We start from the raw sequence: 17408 nt of genomic DNA, 5'->3' as shown, positions 1-17408 counted from the left end.
CCTCTGCCTAAGACCCTATATTCTATTGTCGCAAAAGAGAGCCCGTTTTTCCAGAGCAAAGGTCACACGCCAGTGATACTGAACCTGCTTGTCCTTTTACAAATTAGAAAACCTTTATCGAGGCCTTTGTAAAATAAGCGATATCTATCAAACAGCAAGACATTGTCTTTTCATCATGGACCATGCGCTATAATCGTGCAGTGACGCAATCAGACTGACGGTGAATCGCTTCATCCGCCCCTTTGCTTCATTCTCCCCATCCTTCAGGAGGCGGCACGCCCATTGACGATTCTGCTTCACTGCCATCCTGAGCGGCCGCTTCATGGCATGGTATCTATACAAAACGGCATATGCCTTATCCCCATCAATCCCCTTTCTGACTGTATGGGAGAGTGGAGCTAAGGGCCATTGTACAGAAGCCAACCTATTCTCGTTTCAAAGGAGAGGGAAGTCCGCCATTCTGAATGAAAGGGTGTAGAGTAAAGGGCTTTCCGCGCTGTTTCTTCAAGTGCTTCACTCATTCCTTGGCCTTCGCCCGATTCGAGGAGGCTCGGCTCTCTCTTGTCCCTTCTGGGCTAGGAGCTCCACCAGTTGCCTGTCAGCTACGAGGCGACTTGGCTCTTCCCTCGACTGGACTCTCACCGGCTAGTTGTGCCTAGCTTGGTTAGGCGCGCAAAAATAAAAAAACGAGGCTGCCCTCGTTCTCCTAAAAAACTCGTAAAACTGTTAATGATCTGTGTCCAAAAGTAAACTTTTAAGTACCTTGAAGATTGCAAAAACCCATAGAAGGAGGAGCGGATTGCAGGTTGAACCTACATGAGCACCGGACTTCGAGGGTGAGTGCAAAATACGATGTTAAGTCTGCTTCAAGGCACGCTTCGTGATCAAAAGAACACGTGTTGGACATCCTCTAAAAGTCGATTAAACCAACACTAATTTGTAGCCCTTCATCGACCTTTCGCATCGTCTCTTCATCCAAATGCGTAATCTTGTCAGTCAGCCGTTGCTTATCGATCGTGCGAATCTGCTCCAGCAAGATGACCGAATCGCGGTCAAAGCCGTGCGTTTCCGCATCAATCTCCACATGGGTTGGCAATTTCGCCTTTTGAATCTGAGCCGTAATCGCAGCAACGATGACCGTCGGACTAAATCGATTGCCGATATCGTTCTGTATCACGAGGACGGGACGAACCCCGCCTTGCTCTGATCCTACGACGGGCGATAAATCCGCAAAAAATACGTCACCGCGCTTTACAATCAATGTCTACACCCCGCTAACCAAACGGCCGAGAGTGCCATCCGCATCTTCTTCCGCATAAAAAGCCTCAGACGCCATCGTCAAATTGATTTTGGCCATCTCCATATAGCCGCGCTGCATGGATTCACGGATGTGTCGTTTTTTTCGCTCGTTTAAATATAATTTCATTGCTTGTCGAATAAATTCGCTTCGATTGGATTTCTCCATAGCGACAATGCCGTCCACTTCTTGTAGTAATTGGTCGGGCAAGCTGATCATGATTCGTTTGGTGTTCTGAATATTCGCCACCTGTCCTCGCACCCCCAAAACCTTTCCTGCCTATTTACCATTATGTCGATTCCGTAGAAAATTTATACAAAAGCATATATATGCCTGATGCAGATGGAGTATGTTGCACACGCAAGCAAAAAAACAGCTGCATACCAGTTACTTATTCGCGCTTTAGACATAAAAATCCTTCATCTTTTAAAAAATGACATACGGTAAATGGTTCCACTCCCTTAAATACCATTATTTTACTGATAAATCTTTTGCAAACGGCTCTGCACACAACGGATTCAACACCTGCACCGGCTTCCCCTGCGCCATGTACAGGCGCGGCACACGGTGCGCTAGCATGCACACAACTTCATAGTTAATTGTGCCTAAATGTTCGGCAATCTCCTCTACCGTAATCCGCTCCTGCCCTTGGGAGCCGATCAGCACGGCTTCTTCTCCAGCCTCGACCTCGATGGCGGCTTCGCCCAGCGGCTGTAAAGAGACCATGCATTGATCCATGCAGATCCGGCCGATGACAGGCACGCGCTGGCCGCGGATGAGCATGCTCGCCTTGCCGCTTAATAAGCGGGAATACCCGTCCGCGTAACCGATCGGCATCGTTGCAATCCGCTCGTCATTCGACGTGTAGTAGTGAACGCCATAGCTGATGCCTTCACCTGGCGGTACCGTCTTCGTATGAACGACCTTCGTCTTCAATGTAAGCACCGGCTCCAACTCGATCCAGGAACGGTTCACTTCTATGGAAGGATATAATCCGTATATGCTGACTCCTACGCGAACCATGTCGTAAGACCAACCCGGCATGTCGATCGCTGCGGCACTGTTGCTTGCATGAATAATCGGAATCGAAATATGTCGTGCCGCAAGCGCCTCGAGTACAGCTTGAAATCTCGTCGTCTGCAGCTCGGAATAGCGTTTGTCCGCTTCATCGGCACAGGCGAAGTGAGTAAATACCCCCTCAACCTCCACGCCAGGTATGGCGTTCAACCGCTCTATGCAGCTTATCGCTTCCCCTGGGGTGCGAATGCCGAGGCGTCCCATACCGGAATCAATCTTCACATGAATTTTCAATATTCGTCCGCCGTGCTGCGCACTGAGCGATGAAGCCTCTGCCTCAAGCGCCCGGATACATTCCTCGGAAAAAATATTGAGTGTAATATTATATTGGTAAGCCGCTGAAACCCCTTCAGGCGGCGTATAGCCTAATATCAATATCGGAGTGCGCACACCTGCACGTCGCAGTTGTATCGCTTCTTCCAGGAAAGCTACGTTTAAATAATCCACACCGAATCGTTCTGCGGCACGCGCCACTTCGACCGCGCCGTGACCGTACGCATTCGCCTTGACACAGACGCTCAATCGGGTCGCAGCAGGCAGCGCGTCGCGAAAAGCCTGCATGTTGCGATGTAAAGCGTCGAGTGAAATCTCAGCACGCGTTGGGCGAAAGTACGTTTCCAAGTCAGTCACCTTCTCCGTTCCCTATCTCTCCCGTTCAATCGTCAATAACCTATGTTAAAGGCCGGATAGGAGACTGTCAACTAAGCAAAAACGGCTTTTCCACTCCTTACTAAGGGAATAACCACATATATAGAGAATATGTTCCGATTTCTTACCAATTGAATCCAGCTCTGTCACAAAAAAAAACACCGTAGCCCATACTCTGAAATGGTCTACAGAATACGGGCTGGCTATTTCCTATTCATTATTTCCCTGGCTGATCCACCATTGATTGCGCCACTTTCACCATCTCTGCTTCCGGCAGATCCGCACTCGTCATCCGGTACTTCACCCCGTCGCTCATCCAAGTGAACGTCTTCTGCTCATCCCCGGTCAAATGACCAACGGTAAATCCTAAATCAAGCGTTTTTCCATATATCAGGCCCGTTTCCATATCCTTCGGACGCGATTCCAAAATCGTAAAGTTGTATGTGCCGGTGTAGCGCAGCATAACCGAGTGGTCTTTGCTGTCCGTAATCTCCATATCGTCCTTCTTCGCCACGCCTTCCGGGAGATAAGATGGCTCGATGAAGCCGAATGGCCCAAGCTCCTCGGACGACTCTTTCTGCGGATCAACTGCCGGATCCGTTCCGGTCTCCTTCGTTCCCGACTCGCCTACTGGCGCTGTCGTTTCCTTGGCTGCCTCTCCAGCACCGTCCTTCGAATCGATGGCTCCGGTCGGGATCGACGCATGATTCATGCTGGTCATGTTGCGCTGCATATCAAATGAATCTTTGTCGAATTTTTTGCCGAATTCAAATTGATTGAACTTCATTTCCACGACAACCTGCGCGTCAGAGTCGGTAACCTGCACTTGCTTCGGCGCATAGTCATTTTTGTTCAACCATATCTTCTGCCGTACGAGCGAGTCAGTCTGGTAATTGGCGGCAACTTCAAACACATAGCTGTCTCCATCAGTAGCGAATTGGCGGCCATTGTCTGACAAAATGCTGCGCACCAGCGTCTGATACAGATACACTTGACCTTGGTTCTCCGGCCAATCGCTTTGGAAGCGGAAGATTTTGTTCAAGCTTGGCGTCAACACGAAGACACCTTCTTCGTTGCGCAGTACAACCTGCTTGATGTCCTTCTTTTCATTGGTCAGCACGATCCGATAGTAGGAAGGATCTTGATACCGGACTTCCACCAAGTACTCGAGCGGCTGCTGTCCGGAATGCAGCGTCATCGTGCCGATCCCTTCATAACTTTCCAGCTTGCTCATCACATGATCCAATTCCTGAACCACGGCGGTTGCATCCTTTTTCCCGCATCCGACTACCAGAATCGCAACACTTATCACGATGGCCAATATCCACGTGATCCGACGCATGAGATCATCCCCTCTGACATTGAATATTCTTCGATTCGGTGTACTCCTCATCACTGATAACATGTCTATGTGGGTTCTTGGCCAAATATGCAGACTAGCATGACAAGCGTGACAAGTTCACGCCGTACATCGCATGTTGCAAGACCATGTCTAACGCGGCTTACTCGCATGTATCCAGACGCAAAAAGAGGGATCCTGAAGGCTCCCCCATGCCATGTGTTATTTATAATTGCGATGCAGCGCCACTTTAACATGAACGTGTCCTATGTCTACAGCTTTGCCATTTCCATAACCGGCACATTTCCGTTCCTGAAGCTCATCCGCGCGCACGCATTGATATCCGTTCAAGCGCAGCTCCTTGAGAACGTCCTGCAGTCCTTCCAGCATTTGCTGCGGAGCAGCTTCGTCTGCGCCGATCGTATCGCCGCTATCGTGCAACAGCACAATGGATCCGGGTTTGATGTTTTTCATTAATCTTCGTGCCAATTGATCCGCATCCACAGCTCGCTTCCAATCCCATCCCATAACGGACCAGAGCACGATCTGATATGACTTGCGCAAATAGAGAAGGTCCCCTGCGTTCAATATGCCCCACGGAGGCCGATAAAAGGCAGGCCGTTCCCCGATAATGCGCTCCACAATATCAGCCGAACGTTCGACGTGCTGCTGTCTGACATGCCACGGTGTCATCAACCAATTGGGCAGGTGCGTATAGTTATGAATACCGATTTGATGGCCTTCGCGATATATTCGCCTCGTCAGCTCCGGATATTTCTCGGCTTTGCTGCCAAGTACGAAAAAGGTTGCCTTAACTCCATGCTCTTGTAATAAATCAAGCAGCTTAGGAGTATACAGGGGGTCAGGACCGTCATCAAATGTAAAAGCAATCTGTGCCCCATGTTTTCCTCTTCTGAACACGCCCATGCCACATATTCTCGTAATAATAAAAGGAATCACCATATAAATGAAAATAAATAAAAGGAGTAGAATGGTTAAAGTAATCGTCAATTTCTGCATGGAATCACTTCTTTACGATAACGTTCCATTAAAGCCTGCTTCGTCATCATCAGCATCATCGGGTTAAGCTTCTCTGTGCTTTGCTTGACTCTTCGCTTGCCACCCGGGTGCAAAACCGTTAGCAATAAACGAAGATAGTATGTCGAAAACCATTGGAACCATTTGGATTTCATCGGGTGCAGCTCAAAGCCCAGTCCATATATTATTCCGCGATGGAGCAAGGTGATGCCCGTTAATGCTTTGACTTTCGCTAGTTCGGGCGTGCTGTCCATTGCCAAGCTTATCTGTTTAAGTGAATTACGCAACATACGGGCCGTCATCAAGGCTGCCCGATCCGGCCCGACGGAATGAGACAGCTGCAGCACTTGTCTATTATCAAGATGGAGCTCTCCCACCCAATCTCCGGAATGCACCCAATGGCCGTCATTACATTCCACGCTTTTCCCACGATGCCGCCTTACAACCAGCTTGCATATTCCATATTGGGATACGGATACACTACGTAATCTGGTGAACATGTCAAACACGCTTTCCCACATCATCCATAAAGATTGCAAACACACTTTCGAAGTCGATGCAAACACATTCAATACAATCACCTATTTCCCTATTAAGATAATTTCAGCTCCTTCACTTCCCTCCTAGGACGCCAAGCCCGATTGCACAGTAAATACCGATTAGAATCTCTGTATCTCCTATATTTGCATAGAGAAAGCCATTCATGATGATTGATGCAATACTTAAAATTAAAATCCATTTCATAATTTGATGTGCTGTCATCCTAATCTCCTCTAATAAATACTTATACATCTTATTTCTTTTCTCTAAATTAACTAACGTCAACCTGTTCAACCCTGCGAATCGTTACCGCTGCCAGCACAAGGCCAACGAACGCCAAAAACAACGGAATATATATAATGGAGGCTAATGAAAATATTGGATTGTGCGCGCTGACTATCGCTGTAATCAGGATGGACGATAGGATCGTTTCTGGAACCGATAGTTTGCGCATCCCGAAAAATAAAGGAATCAAGCTCGTTCCCGCAGCGGCAAAGGCAAATGCGAACATGCTCACGACCTGTTGAACGATCATTTCCAATGGCAATGATCCGGGAATAAACTGCAAATACGCATTTACACTAAAAAATACAAGCGCCACAAACACGTTGGAAACGATGATCGTAATAAAAGTTAGCCCGCCTACTACGCATAATTTAGAAGCAATTATTTTCTTGCGGCTGATTGGGTATGAAAACATGATCGTAATCGTTTTATTCTTATACTCCTCGATGACCAGCTTTGCAATGAGCACTGCCGCAAACACAATAAATGTGGCCCTGACGATTGCGCCGATTACGACAAAAGCTTCCGGAAAACCATTAAATGCAGCCTGGCCTTCGTTACTTTCCACATATCCAATCAGACAGAGCAAAGCCGCCATGATTACATTTGCGATGATAGCTCCATTCATATACCAGCCAATTTTCGTCTTCTTCCATTCCAGCTTCATGAGCTTCAGCATTTGATATCACCTTTCTGTCTTTAACTATTTTCTATGTTAGCGGCGGTTTATTTCTTTTCTGTTTCTTATTTCTTAAGAAAATCTTACGTTCCCTGATGACAGCATGCGCAAGTTTAGGATGTGTGTATGATAAACTTGTGTAAATAAAAAATAGTGCGAGAACATATCTCGCACTATTTTTTAAAATGAATTGAGTTTGTTTTACCATCGAAGTCTGTCATCAATCCAGACATGCTGAAGGTCACACCTTTATAGATACCCATATTCCACAAAACAAATGGAGATCGAGAAATTTATTTAATCCGTTGATTCGACTGCTGTTTTTGCTTATACTACTTATATAACACTTCCTTTTATTGGATGTAGAGATTTGAGAATGCTTTACCCCAAACACACAGTCGCCGTACAATTCTTAAGTATTCCTTTTTCCGGAATTACATGATTGGGAGCTGATAATATGCAAAAATTCAAAAAAACTATGGATAGAAAGGGAAACCTTATAATTACTGTAAGGGATTCTGAAAAAAATGCACTACTCTCCATGAAAAAGAAAGAAAAAGAGGTTACAATAGAAATAAACGTGGAGAACTTTAAAACTGCACACTTTACGCTGACAGAAGATGTTTTTCATCAGATTTTCTTAGAAATGACCCAACATGAGTAGGCACTCTTTTTATACATTGTATTGTATTTAATCCCTTCCCTATACTTACATACTTCTTTTATTAAAAATATATATAGAAGGAATAAAAAATAAAGTACTGTAAAATAGAATAATGGTAATTGAAAACCATTCTGCTCCCCCTTGTATCGGAGCAGTGCCTTGTATATATTTTACTAAGTCCGTGTTTACAAAAAGTACGTACTTTGCGAATGGGTACATACTAATAGAAGCAGCTAATACTCCGCCTAAAGTAGAAATAGCTATTGATATAGCAGCAGCTACACCACTTGATTTTAAAAGAGTTGATACCATAATGGCTAAAGATACATAAGAAATATTAGGAATAAAATTATATAAATACAATTTCATTATAACGTAATAAATGTTTTGTTCTACTACTTGTCCATTTTTTAAATTTAAAGTGATAAAATGATTAAATTCGAATCCGTGAATCATTAAACCAACAAAAAAAGAATATATCATCAATATCACATAAAAGAACAAATTAAGAATAATGATAGTCAGAAATTTCGATATTAGAATTTTACTTCTTTTATACGGTCGTACAACTAAAAATTTAATAGTTCCCCAGGCATATTCGTTTGAAATAATACTACTAGCATAAATAATCATGATTGCATTAATAATCCAAGTTACTGCGATGTTTTTTTTCACAAACCCTATGGCTGAATAGTCTTCTACTGGTGGGATATTTTTATTAATAGAATACTCATCTAACATTATGTAATTATCTATCTGCTTCTTATATTTATTATTTGTTTCATCACTTTCAAGCTGTGACAAAAGAGTGTAATTATCTTGAAGTCGTTTTTCTATATCTACCTTCCAATCCCCTGTATGTAGTTCGGTTTTAGATATCACACCTGAAATTGAAATAACACCAATAATAAATATAAAAAAAAACCACATTTTTTTATATTTACTGATTTTATATAATTCACCCTTCACTAAAAGAGCTATATTATTCAATGGTATTCCCTCCAACTACATTCATGAACCGCTCTTCTAATGTGCTTTTTTCACGTATAACCTCAAAAACCTTAATTTGATTATTTAATAAATATGCTAATAATTCAGGTACACAATCTCGTTCCATTGATATGGTCAGCTTATTATTAAAGGGATCGATTTGAATATTATGACTTATGGAAGGAAGAAGAGGCAAAGCATTAAAAATGTTATCTATATAGAAAGATGTTTGAATAGGCATTTTATTAACATCTTTCAGACTAAAATCATCCTTTATTTCTCCTTGTTTCATTATAACAGCTCTATCGCAAAATAATTCAATCTCTGACATTAAGTGACTCGAAATAAGTATCGCCACTCCCTTATTTAAAGCAAGTTCCTGAAATAATGTCCTTACTGATTTCACTCCTTCTGGATCCAAGCCGTTAAAAGGTTCGTCTAAAATCAAAACGGATGGTTTATGAATCAGCGCTTGTGCGATTCCTAATCTTTGTCTCATTCCAAGTGAGTAGTACTTTACTTTTTTTTTAGTACTTGAGTTAAACCTAACTTTGTCGTAATATCCTCAACATCATTAATAGAGCATTTGGATATTTTAGCATAGTAATTTAGATTTTCATTCCCTGTAAGAGAGGGGTAAAACCCTGGAGTTTCAATAATGCCCCCTATATTACTAATTACATCTTCAAAATGGGTAGTTATACTTTTACCATAAATGGTTACATCCCCTTGTTGAAAAGAGGTTAATCCCATAATAATCTTCATTGTTGTAGTTTTTCCTGCGCCATTTGGTCCTAATAAACCGACAATTGTCCCAGATTCTACTTGAAAAGAAACATCTTTAACTAAATTCTTATCTTTAGTCATTTTCGTAAGATTCTTCACATCCAAAGCCATTCTTTATTCCTCTCTTTCAATAACGTTCAGACTAACTTCTTAAAAAGTATTCTACATGTTCTTTTAGAACCAAAGCCTGCTTATCGTTAGGGAAATTTGCTTCATACGTTTTTTCATTTAACAGCTTTAATCCTTCAAGATATTCCTTATTAATTATAAAAGAGCGATGGGATCTCTTGAAATTCGGAGGAAGCACTACCTCCAAATCTTTGAGAGATACGTTAATAACAATTTCATTTTTGTCAGCAACTTGAATATAAGTTTTGTTATTAAACCTTTCAATAAATAGAACCTTAGATAAATCGATGAATTCAATATTTCTTTTTTTCTTAATTATTAGTTTCCCGTTATTTATCCGAAACATTTCGTCCCCCCATATCAATCTCTCAATGTGAATAAATAATAAATACACGACAATGTATATACATCCATTTCATCATTAAAGATTTCAATCGTAATAGTCTGAGGCGGAACCAATTTATCATAAGTAACCAGAGCTATTATTTCATTGGTTGATTTTTCTAAACGTGTTATTTTATCAGCAAAATCCTTTTTTAATTGGTAAACATTATTTTTTATAGTGAACTCCAAACATGGATTCGACTTTATCTTTGTCCTATCCCTCAATAAAAATTTCCCAAAACGATCAGAAAAAACGCTCCATTCGGATCTAACCATTGTTTTTAAAGAAAAAACTTCAGAAGCCTTGCTTACTGGCTTTTCTTCTTCATTAAATACTTCTACATTAACCCAAAATTCATCAAAAATATTGTCAAAAACAAAATGAAGTGCACTATTATATACCCTTTGAATACTGCCTACTCTATTGCCATTAGAATCTGTTATTGCGATTTTTTTTCTGCTCTTACGAAGTATCGGTTTTATAAAATGATAATGAGACATTATCTCACCACTTTACTGTTTTATAAAAGAGCTTTGATTAAGGGGTTTGATACATACACTTCTAGGAATGCACTAATCAAAAGTATTACTACTACAGTTGGAAAGAGATATTTAAGTGTTTTCTTATAGAAATAAGAAAAGTGAATGCCGTTCACCCTACCCTTGGCGTAATGAACTAATAAATTAATGTGGCTGATCGTAAAGCTAAGAAGAATACAACCGATAAGTAACTCACAGAAGCCATGCGTAAATGAGGAAAAATAATAAACTACAGGATTTATTCCTGCCTCTGATGCTCCCAGTGCTATGATTATGGGAATTTTGATGATAAATATAACGGATAGCCCAACAAAAGATAATAAAAAACCTATAAGAGTATAAAACAAATTATTAAGAAAAATAAATAGAAGCTCACTTAGCCCCATTACTGGTATTTGCTTTGTTATGGAGGGAGAAGGAAGGGGGGCGAGTAAATTAAAAACAATGATAAAAATAAACGAACATATCAAATATAATATGATAAATTTCCTATTTCCTTTCATAAGTTTTATACCTGAATTTTATTCATATTTATACTATCCGTTAACCTAAGAGCATCAACTATGGCGTAAACCCAGATAAAGAGCATCGCAAATAACCCGATCACGACTGATGACAATACAATAGAGATGATGTTCAAGAAAACAAAAATTAACCCTTTTTGAACTTTTCCTAAATACAAATGTCCTAAGCCCGGAAAAGCAAAAGACAATACACCTGCTAACCATTTTTTCTTCATATCCTCCTAATTATCCCCTTTCATTTCAAAATACAACATTTTTCTCAACATTATGTTATACAGCAATACCTAGCTTGTAAATAGGTCAAAGGACTTAGTACCAAATCAAGTAGTCCTTGGTATTTTGTCGTAATCTTGGATTTAATCCCTCCCTTTCAACTCGAAATATCATACTTTTAAGCATATAAACCGTATTAAACGGGTTACTTTCCATTTTTTCACTTTACGTATATTACAATTTATATTGACGACGTCAACTAATCCAGTGGGAGGAGACATTCTAAATGTTATACAATTTTTTCGTATCCGGAACGGGCGAAGCAGGTGTTGCACAATCTATTGTCAATGTCATCAAGGGTAAATTTAACATTGTCGGTGAAGTAGCCCATCTGTTAAATAATCTTACGTTCAAACTTAAAGTAATTTATCGTTCTTTTGACGGCAATTTTTCTTGGGCTGATCTTGGTGGCGCAATTCTTGATTTAGGTCAATTAATTCTTACTTTTGTTCCGGCTGCTAAAATTACAACAATTATTTCAGCACTGTGGGATATTTCTACTATCCTGTAAGTATCACATTCCAAATTTATAACTGATTATGTTGACGTCGTCATTTGCTGTCCCCTGTCAATATAAATAAAAGCTCAGCCATCGATATTTTTTTTTTGATACACAGTCAGATACATTTTTTTGTAAAGTCATCTTTCTCACCAAGACCGTGGGCGAAAATCTTTTGAAATCCATGGGCTTCGCTGTTATCCTTCCGGGGGTAAAAGAAAGAATAGGGAGATGTGCTGATGACAGCTATTGCATAAAAAAGATTGCCGTCTAACTGGCCAGAATACCTAGCAGAGGGCAATCTTTTATTGATTTCTCCATTCTATTTAAATGGAGATCTTAATAGGACTTTTCTATAAGCGAAGTCTTCCCCTCCAATACCACTCATTACCGTTAATTCATCGTATGGTAGACAACCATATTCCCACTGCATTTGATCTCCTCCCTTATCCTAATTACAATTGAAAATGCTTACTTGTCAGGCGCCGTTTTCGTAAATTCAATCTCCTTCGTCCCCGGCTCCATGTTCAGCGGCAACGAGAGGCGACAGATATTGCCGTTCAGATCGGCATGAAATGTGCCTTTCACCTTCGCCGCAAACAGTTCATAAGAGATTTCGAACACATCCTCGTTGAAATGTGTCATAGGCAAGGTCAACGAATTATACATAAATCGCAGACAGCCATCTTCAAGCTCAACGATCACTTTCCCATAGCCCGGATGTTCATAAGTTCCTGTATATTCTATAAGCGGATGAAAAGGGACCGATTCTGTTCTGCTATTAGATGGCGTATTATCAAGATACTCCTTTTTCTGCTGTTCCTTAAGCTGCTCCTTCCATTTTTCTGTATCCTCTTGAATTCGTCTGCTCCAATCCATTTCCTCAAGACCTAGCAAACGATCAACTATATTGTAGGTTGCTATTCTCGGTAAACTAGTCCCGAACATATTGGTCAGAATGACTACACCGATATTATCGTGTGGCAAAAAGGATACCAACGAAGAGAACCCGTCAATCCCACCGCCATGATGAATCATATGGTGCCCGCGATACGGTTCGATACCCCAGCCGAGGCCATAGCAGCTTATTGGCAACTCCTTCTTTCCCCATACGCTCGGGTCACATGGCATATGCGGAGTATGCATGGCAGCCAAGCTTCCTTCCGTCACAATCTGCCGGCCGTCAAACTTACCTTTATTCAGGTGGAGCCCGACCCAGTTCGCCATATCGATAATGTTGCTGTTAATCGAGCCTGCTGGACCGATGGCATCAATATTACGAAAGGGTGTCAGCAGCACCTTGCCGTCCTTTTCTATATACGGTAATGCGTAATCCGGCCGAAGCTGCATGTCCTCTACGGACAAACAACTGGAGGTCATGTGCAAAGGCTTGAAAATTCGTTCTTGAACCACCTGTTCCCATGAAGATCCTGCTAGTTGCCCTACGAGGTATCCGGCGACCATATACATAATATTTTGATATTGCCACTTTGCACGGAAATCTTGATTAGGCTCCAAAAACGCAAGCCGTTCAATGATATCCTCCCGCGTGAGCGTCGAGTTGTACCACATGAGCTCATGCCTCGGCAGCCCTGAACGATGACAGAGCATATCCCGCACCGTAATCCGCTCCGTCGCAACAGCATCGTGCATTTTGAAATGAGGCAGATATGTTTTCACCGACGCATCCAAATCTAGCTTGCCTTCATCCGCTAACTGCCCCGCCGCCAAAGCCGTAAAAGCTTTTGTACACGATCCAATCGCGAACATCGTTTCCGGCGTGACCTTGAGCCCTGCTTCCACATTTCGGCAGCCAAAGCCTTCCGCCATGACGATTTCTTGATCTTTAATGACCGCAACCGCCAATCCAGGCACCTTCCATTTATCCATTTGCTGCTCAATATACGTACCGAAGCCTTCCAACGCTTGAAGTGCTTGCGCCATTTCTAACATCCCTCCCTTGTTGTTGTGAAGCAATATCATCTGCTAACACATTTCTTCATTTATCGGAAACCTCCTGCTTGATGCACAAACTCAATATCTCTGCTTCTCCTTCTTAGAGCAGTAGGGTACAATGGAAGAATAGCTAAAATGAGAATCATTATCACAAATGGAGGTTCCGATCAATTTGAACAACGAGCAGAATCAACAATACGATATCACCAAATTAGGAACACTGCTGCACGAAGACCATATCGCGTGGAATTTCAGAAATATGAACAAAATTTTGCCTAAGAACGACATTCAAGCCCCGGCACACAAATTTTCATTTCAAAAAAACGAACAACCTTTAACCGAGATTGGCTATGAAATAAATGGACAGCACAACAAAGTCGCCGATTATTTGCAAAAGGTATTTGCCACCGGGTTTCTAGTCATTAAAGACGATACCATCATGACGGAGCAATATTATAACGGTTATAGCGAGCAATCGACCGCGATGTCCATGTCCGTGGCTAAATCGTTGGTGTCCGCCTTAATGGGCATTGCGTTTGATGAAGGGGCTATGAACGATGTTCATGATCCCGTTACATTGTACTTGCCGGAGCTCATCGGAAGCGGCTTTGATGGAGCGAGTATAAAGGATATTTTGCAAATGTCTTCCGGCGTTCGATTTAATGAAGATTACGCTGATGAGAATGCGGAGATTTACACCTTCTTGAATGATGTATTTGGCGAGACGGCAATGCCTATTCCGAAATTTGTGCAGAAGCTAACCCGATTGCAGGCGCCAGGCCAATTCCAATATAAAAGCGTCGATACCCAAATTCTATGCATGTTAATTGAAAAAACAACCGGGAAGAAAGCCTCGGCCTATTTAGAGGAAAAAATATGGCAGCCGCTGGGCATGGAGCATGATGCTTATTGGAATACCGATCTGCATGGCAATGAGATTGCCTTCACATTCGTTAACGCTACGTTGAGGGATTACGCGAAGTTCGGCAGACTATATTTACATAATGGAAATTGGAATGGCCCCCAAGTGATATCTGAAAAATGGATTAAGCAATCTATAACTCCCGATCGGGCGGATTTACAACCAGGGGCAGCCGACGATTTCTTCGGTTATCAATATCAATGGTGGATTCCGCAAGACAGCAACGGTTCTGAATTTATCGCACGCGGCATTTACGGACAACACATTTATGTGAATCAACAAGAACATGTAGTTATCGTAAAATCGGGGGTTGATCCGACCATTTTTAATATACATGATTACGAAGCCGTTACTGCTTACCGCACCATCATCGAACATTTGAAATGAGTCAACCAAAAAAAGCTGCCTCCTCATAGGGCCGCAGCTTTTCCTTCTTTTTATCTAACAGTTAAGTATCCGTTCTTACGTGATCCCAGTCTGCATCCATATAACAGATAAGCCAGTTGAAGGCCCGATGTCTTTCTACGACAACCTCGTCGTTTAACCCGCCGGGAATGGAGCGATTGTTAATTCTCTCATTCACGCAGGCCCAATCGTACCGATAGATGCGATCGGTCTGCTCTAGAATCTCTGCCTTCGTTCTTACAACCGCATTGTTATAAAAGGTGTCGTAATCCCCTGCGTTCCGCAGCACATCGATTGCACTCTGCACATCGCATATATCGCCAGGAAAATCGAGCTGTTCCACATACCCTAACGCCCACAACAGCACCCAGCAGCATTCGTACATCCATGCAAACTGAATCATGTCCGTGCGATCTGGATTATCGTCGGTAAGGAAGGCCCGTTCATTTTCCGTAAAAAAGGATTCTGCCCCGTATTCCTCCATAATCATGTGAATGAACTCTCTTTCCCTCGCCAGATCGCCTTCTTCCGCCAATCCGCCGGCATACATGGCGATCATGCATAACGCGATAGCCCTCTGCACGATTTCTTCCTTGGGACGAATGAGCGCATCGTCATCCCCGACAATGACTGGGAGATGATCGATAACCGGGATTCCCTGCTCTGTGAGCAGTTCCATCGTTCTTCGCTTTCTTGCCTCTCCTTCTGGTGTTGCTTTGATATGAGCGTCGATCAAGTCTACCGTAACGGTTGGCCTAAAATCGTCTAATTCCGATTCACCTTCAACATTCAGTACGAGCCTTCCCTGATTGTCGAGCATATCTCCTGTCGGCAAAAATACAACCGCATGGATTTTGGCGGCTACCTCCAAAATTTTAGCAAATGATTTATTATCTATCTCTTTGTCCGCAACAATCCCGATAGCGGCAGTCAAGGCCGATATTTGCAGCAGCAGCTTCTCTTTTACGGTCTGGTGAGGCGTATCAATCTGATCATTATAGCCGTACATCCCACGGATCATATTAGCGAAGGATTCGCCTCCGGTTTCCTTGGTCATAATCGAGAAAGTCGTCGTCCGCTTGCTGAACAGCTTCTTGTCGATCACCGTCACCTGATGTCCGTCTTCGGAAGTTTGAACTTGTTTATCTCCAAACGTGTCCAAGATGGCTTCTATAATTTTACTATCATCTTTCATCGATACGTATAACGTACAATGCTGCATATGTTCTCTCCTCACGATTTCGGATTATGCGTTATGACTGCTCCTTTAACTTAATTCGGTTTTAAGCAGTGTAAATATAAGGCGACTAATGAAATGAAGCCGAAAAACAGACACTTTTTCGAAGTATGCAGCCTTCGGGTCACCCTTCAAGATTGGCAAAGGTTTGATATAATAGTCGGTAATCCACACCATTTAAATTTTTCATCATAGTCCCATCACTAATGAAATGATTAGCGAGGAGGCGAATTCCATCCATAAAAATGAACTGAACGATCAAAAAGACCCCTCCGAGACATCCGATAATACGGCTCAGCCCTTCTACGAAGGAGAAGAAGATGAATGGGACCAGGAGGACGACAATGAAGAAGAGCAGCACACTCCATCCCGAAGAAAATGGCTTAAAAAAGCAATAGCAATCTTGCTGGCTATCCTGTTGTTTGGCAACCTGATCGCTTTTTTGCCACAGATCTACAACCTGCCAGCGATCCGGTTTTTGAACAAGGACTCAGAATTATCGCAGAATGAACAGATTCAGCAATATAAACAAGCAGTCGTCGTTGTAAATGCCAACGATCGGAAGGGCACCGGATTCAACATCGCCACGAGCGGCCTCATTATTACGAATCAGCATGTAATGAAAGATGACAAGCTCGGCTCTGTCCGCTTTCTTCATGGGAAGACGTATGTGGCAGATGTCATCGTTAGCGACACGGCACTCGACGTCGCCATACTCAAGATCAGAGACAATGAGAATAACTTGCCTGCACTAGAATTGGAAACAGAAACACCGTGGCAAGCAGGCAGCCCAATCCATGTCATAGGCAACCCGCTATCTTTCAACCAAATCGCCAATGAAGGTACTGTCCTGGGAATGACTTCTCTTGAGAATCGGGAGCTTCCCGCGCTCATGATACAGGCTCCTATCCATAAAGGGAACAGCGGCAGCCCTGTTATCAACCAGAATGGAAAAGTTATCGCTGTTGTATTCGCCACTTCAAGTATGAAACAGGGAGACCAATCCATCGACATAGGGCTCGCGATACCTGTCGATCATCTCCAGAGATATTTAGAGTCAAACTAATAAATTATCGTGTATTATAAGCTGGGCAGCCCAATAGCCCTTTTATCCACTATCCCAACTATTCAGAATATAAGCACAGTATCAAATAACCATTCGGCAACTCTATTCCTTATCATCATTGACGTCATAC

Annotated in this window: 19 protein-coding genes and 1 pseudogene; 4 read left to right on the top strand and 16 right to left on the bottom strand. The window is 42.4% G+C overall.

The features are described from left to right. Positions 1–147: 147 nt before the first annotated feature. From M3650_RS06820 to M3650_RS06780, 9 genes are all read right to left on the bottom strand, one after another. Positions 148–306, bottom strand: a complete 159-nt coding sequence (locus M3650_RS06820) for a hypothetical protein (RefSeq protein ID WP_251573494.1) — start codon at positions 304–306, stop codon at positions 148–150. 604 nt (positions 307–910) lie between these two features. Beyond that, positions 911–1261 carry a type II toxin-antitoxin system PemK/MazF family toxin gene (locus tag M3650_RS06815; RefSeq protein ID WP_019422581.1) on the bottom strand — a complete coding sequence of 117 codons (351 nt, stop codon included), beginning with the start codon at positions 1259–1261 and terminating at the stop codon, positions 911–913. A gap of 3 nt (positions 1262–1264) precedes the next feature. After that, entirely contained in the window at positions 1265–1546 is a 282-nt protein-coding gene (locus tag M3650_RS06810) for a CopG family ribbon-helix-helix protein (protein WP_019422582.1), read from the bottom strand. Positions 1547–1768: 222 nt separating this feature from the next. Further along, positions 1769–2995 carry an alanine racemase gene (gene alr / locus M3650_RS06805; RefSeq protein WP_251573493.1) on the bottom strand — a complete coding sequence of 409 codons (1227 nt, stop codon included), beginning with the start codon at positions 2993–2995 and terminating at the stop codon, positions 1769–1771. Between the two features lie 244 nt (positions 2996–3239). Next, positions 3240–4364, bottom strand: a complete 1125-nt coding sequence (locus M3650_RS06800; protein ID WP_019422584.1) for an outer membrane lipoprotein-sorting protein — start codon at positions 4362–4364, stop codon at positions 3240–3242. Between the two features lie 219 nt (positions 4365–4583). Next, positions 4584–5381 carry a polysaccharide deacetylase family protein gene (locus tag M3650_RS06795; protein ID WP_251573492.1) on the bottom strand — a complete coding sequence of 266 codons (798 nt, stop codon included), beginning with the start codon at positions 5379–5381 and terminating at the stop codon, positions 4584–4586. Next, on the bottom strand, positions 5369–5944 hold the full coding sequence (locus M3650_RS06790; RefSeq protein WP_483311732.1) for a YkoP family protein: 576 nt from the start codon (positions 5942–5944) through the stop codon (positions 5369–5371). Before M3650_RS06790 ends, M3650_RS06795 begins: the two co-directional genes overlap by 13 nt. A 67-nt stretch (positions 5945–6011) precedes the next feature. Further along, positions 6012–6161 carry a hypothetical protein gene (locus M3650_RS06785; protein ID WP_251573490.1) on the bottom strand — a complete coding sequence of 50 codons (150 nt, stop codon included), beginning with the start codon at positions 6159–6161 and terminating at the stop codon, positions 6012–6014. Between the two features lie 49 nt (positions 6162–6210). Beyond that, the gene (locus M3650_RS06780) at positions 6211–6903 is read right to left on the bottom strand and encodes an ABC transporter permease (protein WP_251573489.1); all 693 of its coding nucleotides are present in this window, start codon (positions 6901–6903) and stop codon (positions 6211–6213) included. 457 nt (positions 6904–7360) lie between these two features. Between M3650_RS06780 and M3650_RS06775 the strand changes: the two genes are divergently transcribed. Then, positions 7361–7567 (top strand): hypothetical protein, encoded by a 207-nt coding sequence (locus tag M3650_RS06775; RefSeq protein WP_251573488.1) that lies wholly within the window; start codon positions 7361–7363, stop codon positions 7565–7567. 45 nt (positions 7568–7612) lie between these two features. Here M3650_RS06775 and M3650_RS06770 read toward each other — a convergent pair whose 3' ends face one another. The 5 genes and pseudogenes from M3650_RS06770 to M3650_RS06745 all read right to left on the bottom strand — a co-directional run bounded on the left by M3650_RS06770 (position 7613) and on the right by M3650_RS06745 (position 11135). After that, positions 7613–8557, bottom strand: coding sequence for an ABC transporter permease (locus M3650_RS06770; RefSeq protein ID WP_251573487.1), 945 nt, complete (start codon positions 8555–8557; stop codon positions 7613–7615). Next, a pseudogene (locus M3650_RS31845) lies at positions 8550–9424 on the bottom strand (ABC transporter ATP-binding protein). The gene M3650_RS06770 and the pseudogene M3650_RS31845 overlap by 8 nt, the downstream one beginning before the upstream one ends. A gap of 61 nt (positions 9425–9485) precedes the next feature. Continuing rightward, entirely contained in the window at positions 9486–9818 is a 333-nt protein-coding gene (locus tag M3650_RS06755) for a LytTR family DNA-binding domain-containing protein (protein ID WP_251573486.1), read from the bottom strand. Between the two features lie 14 nt (positions 9819–9832). Continuing rightward, entirely contained in the window at positions 9833–10357 is a 525-nt protein-coding gene (locus M3650_RS06750) for a tubby C-terminal domain-like protein (protein ID WP_251573485.1), read from the bottom strand. A gap of 547 nt (positions 10358–10904) precedes the next feature. Then, on the bottom strand, positions 10905–11135 hold the full coding sequence (locus tag M3650_RS06745; protein WP_251573484.1) for a DUF6677 family protein: 231 nt from the start codon (positions 11133–11135) through the stop codon (positions 10905–10907). 284 nt (positions 11136–11419) lie between these two features. Here M3650_RS06745 and M3650_RS06740 point away from each other — a divergent pair, with 284 nt between their 5' ends. Next, entirely contained in the window at positions 11420–11704 is a 285-nt protein-coding gene (locus M3650_RS06740; protein WP_251573483.1) for a hypothetical protein, read from the top strand. A 459-nt stretch (positions 11705–12163) separates the two neighbouring features. On the opposite strand, the gene M3650_RS06735 is transcribed toward M3650_RS06740, so the two are convergent. Then, on the bottom strand, positions 12164–13636 hold the full coding sequence (locus M3650_RS06735; protein WP_251573482.1) for a serine hydrolase: 1473 nt from the start codon (positions 13634–13636) through the stop codon (positions 12164–12166). Positions 13637–13820: 184 nt separating this feature from the next. On the opposite strand from M3650_RS06735, the gene M3650_RS06730 reads away from it, so the two are divergent. Continuing rightward, positions 13821–14957: a serine hydrolase domain-containing protein gene (locus M3650_RS06730; RefSeq protein ID WP_251573481.1), complete on the top strand. Its 1137-nt coding sequence runs from the start codon at positions 13821–13823 to the stop codon at positions 14955–14957. 61 nt (positions 14958–15018) lie between these two features. On the opposite strand, the gene M3650_RS06725 is transcribed toward M3650_RS06730, so the two are convergent. Beyond that, positions 15019–16197 (bottom strand): DUF4272 domain-containing protein, encoded by a 1179-nt coding sequence (locus tag M3650_RS06725; RefSeq protein ID WP_251573480.1) that lies wholly within the window; start codon positions 16195–16197, stop codon positions 15019–15021. A gap of 226 nt (positions 16198–16423) precedes the next feature. Between M3650_RS06725 and M3650_RS06720 the strand changes: the two genes are divergently transcribed. Further along, positions 16424–17278, top strand: coding sequence for a S1C family serine protease (locus M3650_RS06720; RefSeq protein ID WP_251573479.1), 855 nt, complete (start codon positions 16424–16426; stop codon positions 17276–17278). Positions 17279–17408 lie beyond the last annotated feature (130 nt).

The organism is Paenibacillus sp. MER TA 81-3 (assembly GCF_023713585.1).
GTDB lineage: Bacteria > Bacillota > Bacilli > Paenibacillales > Paenibacillaceae > Paenibacillus_B > Paenibacillus_B profundus.
Note: the sequence above shows the minus strand (reverse complement) of the source record. Positions and strands in the feature narration are given on the sequence as shown.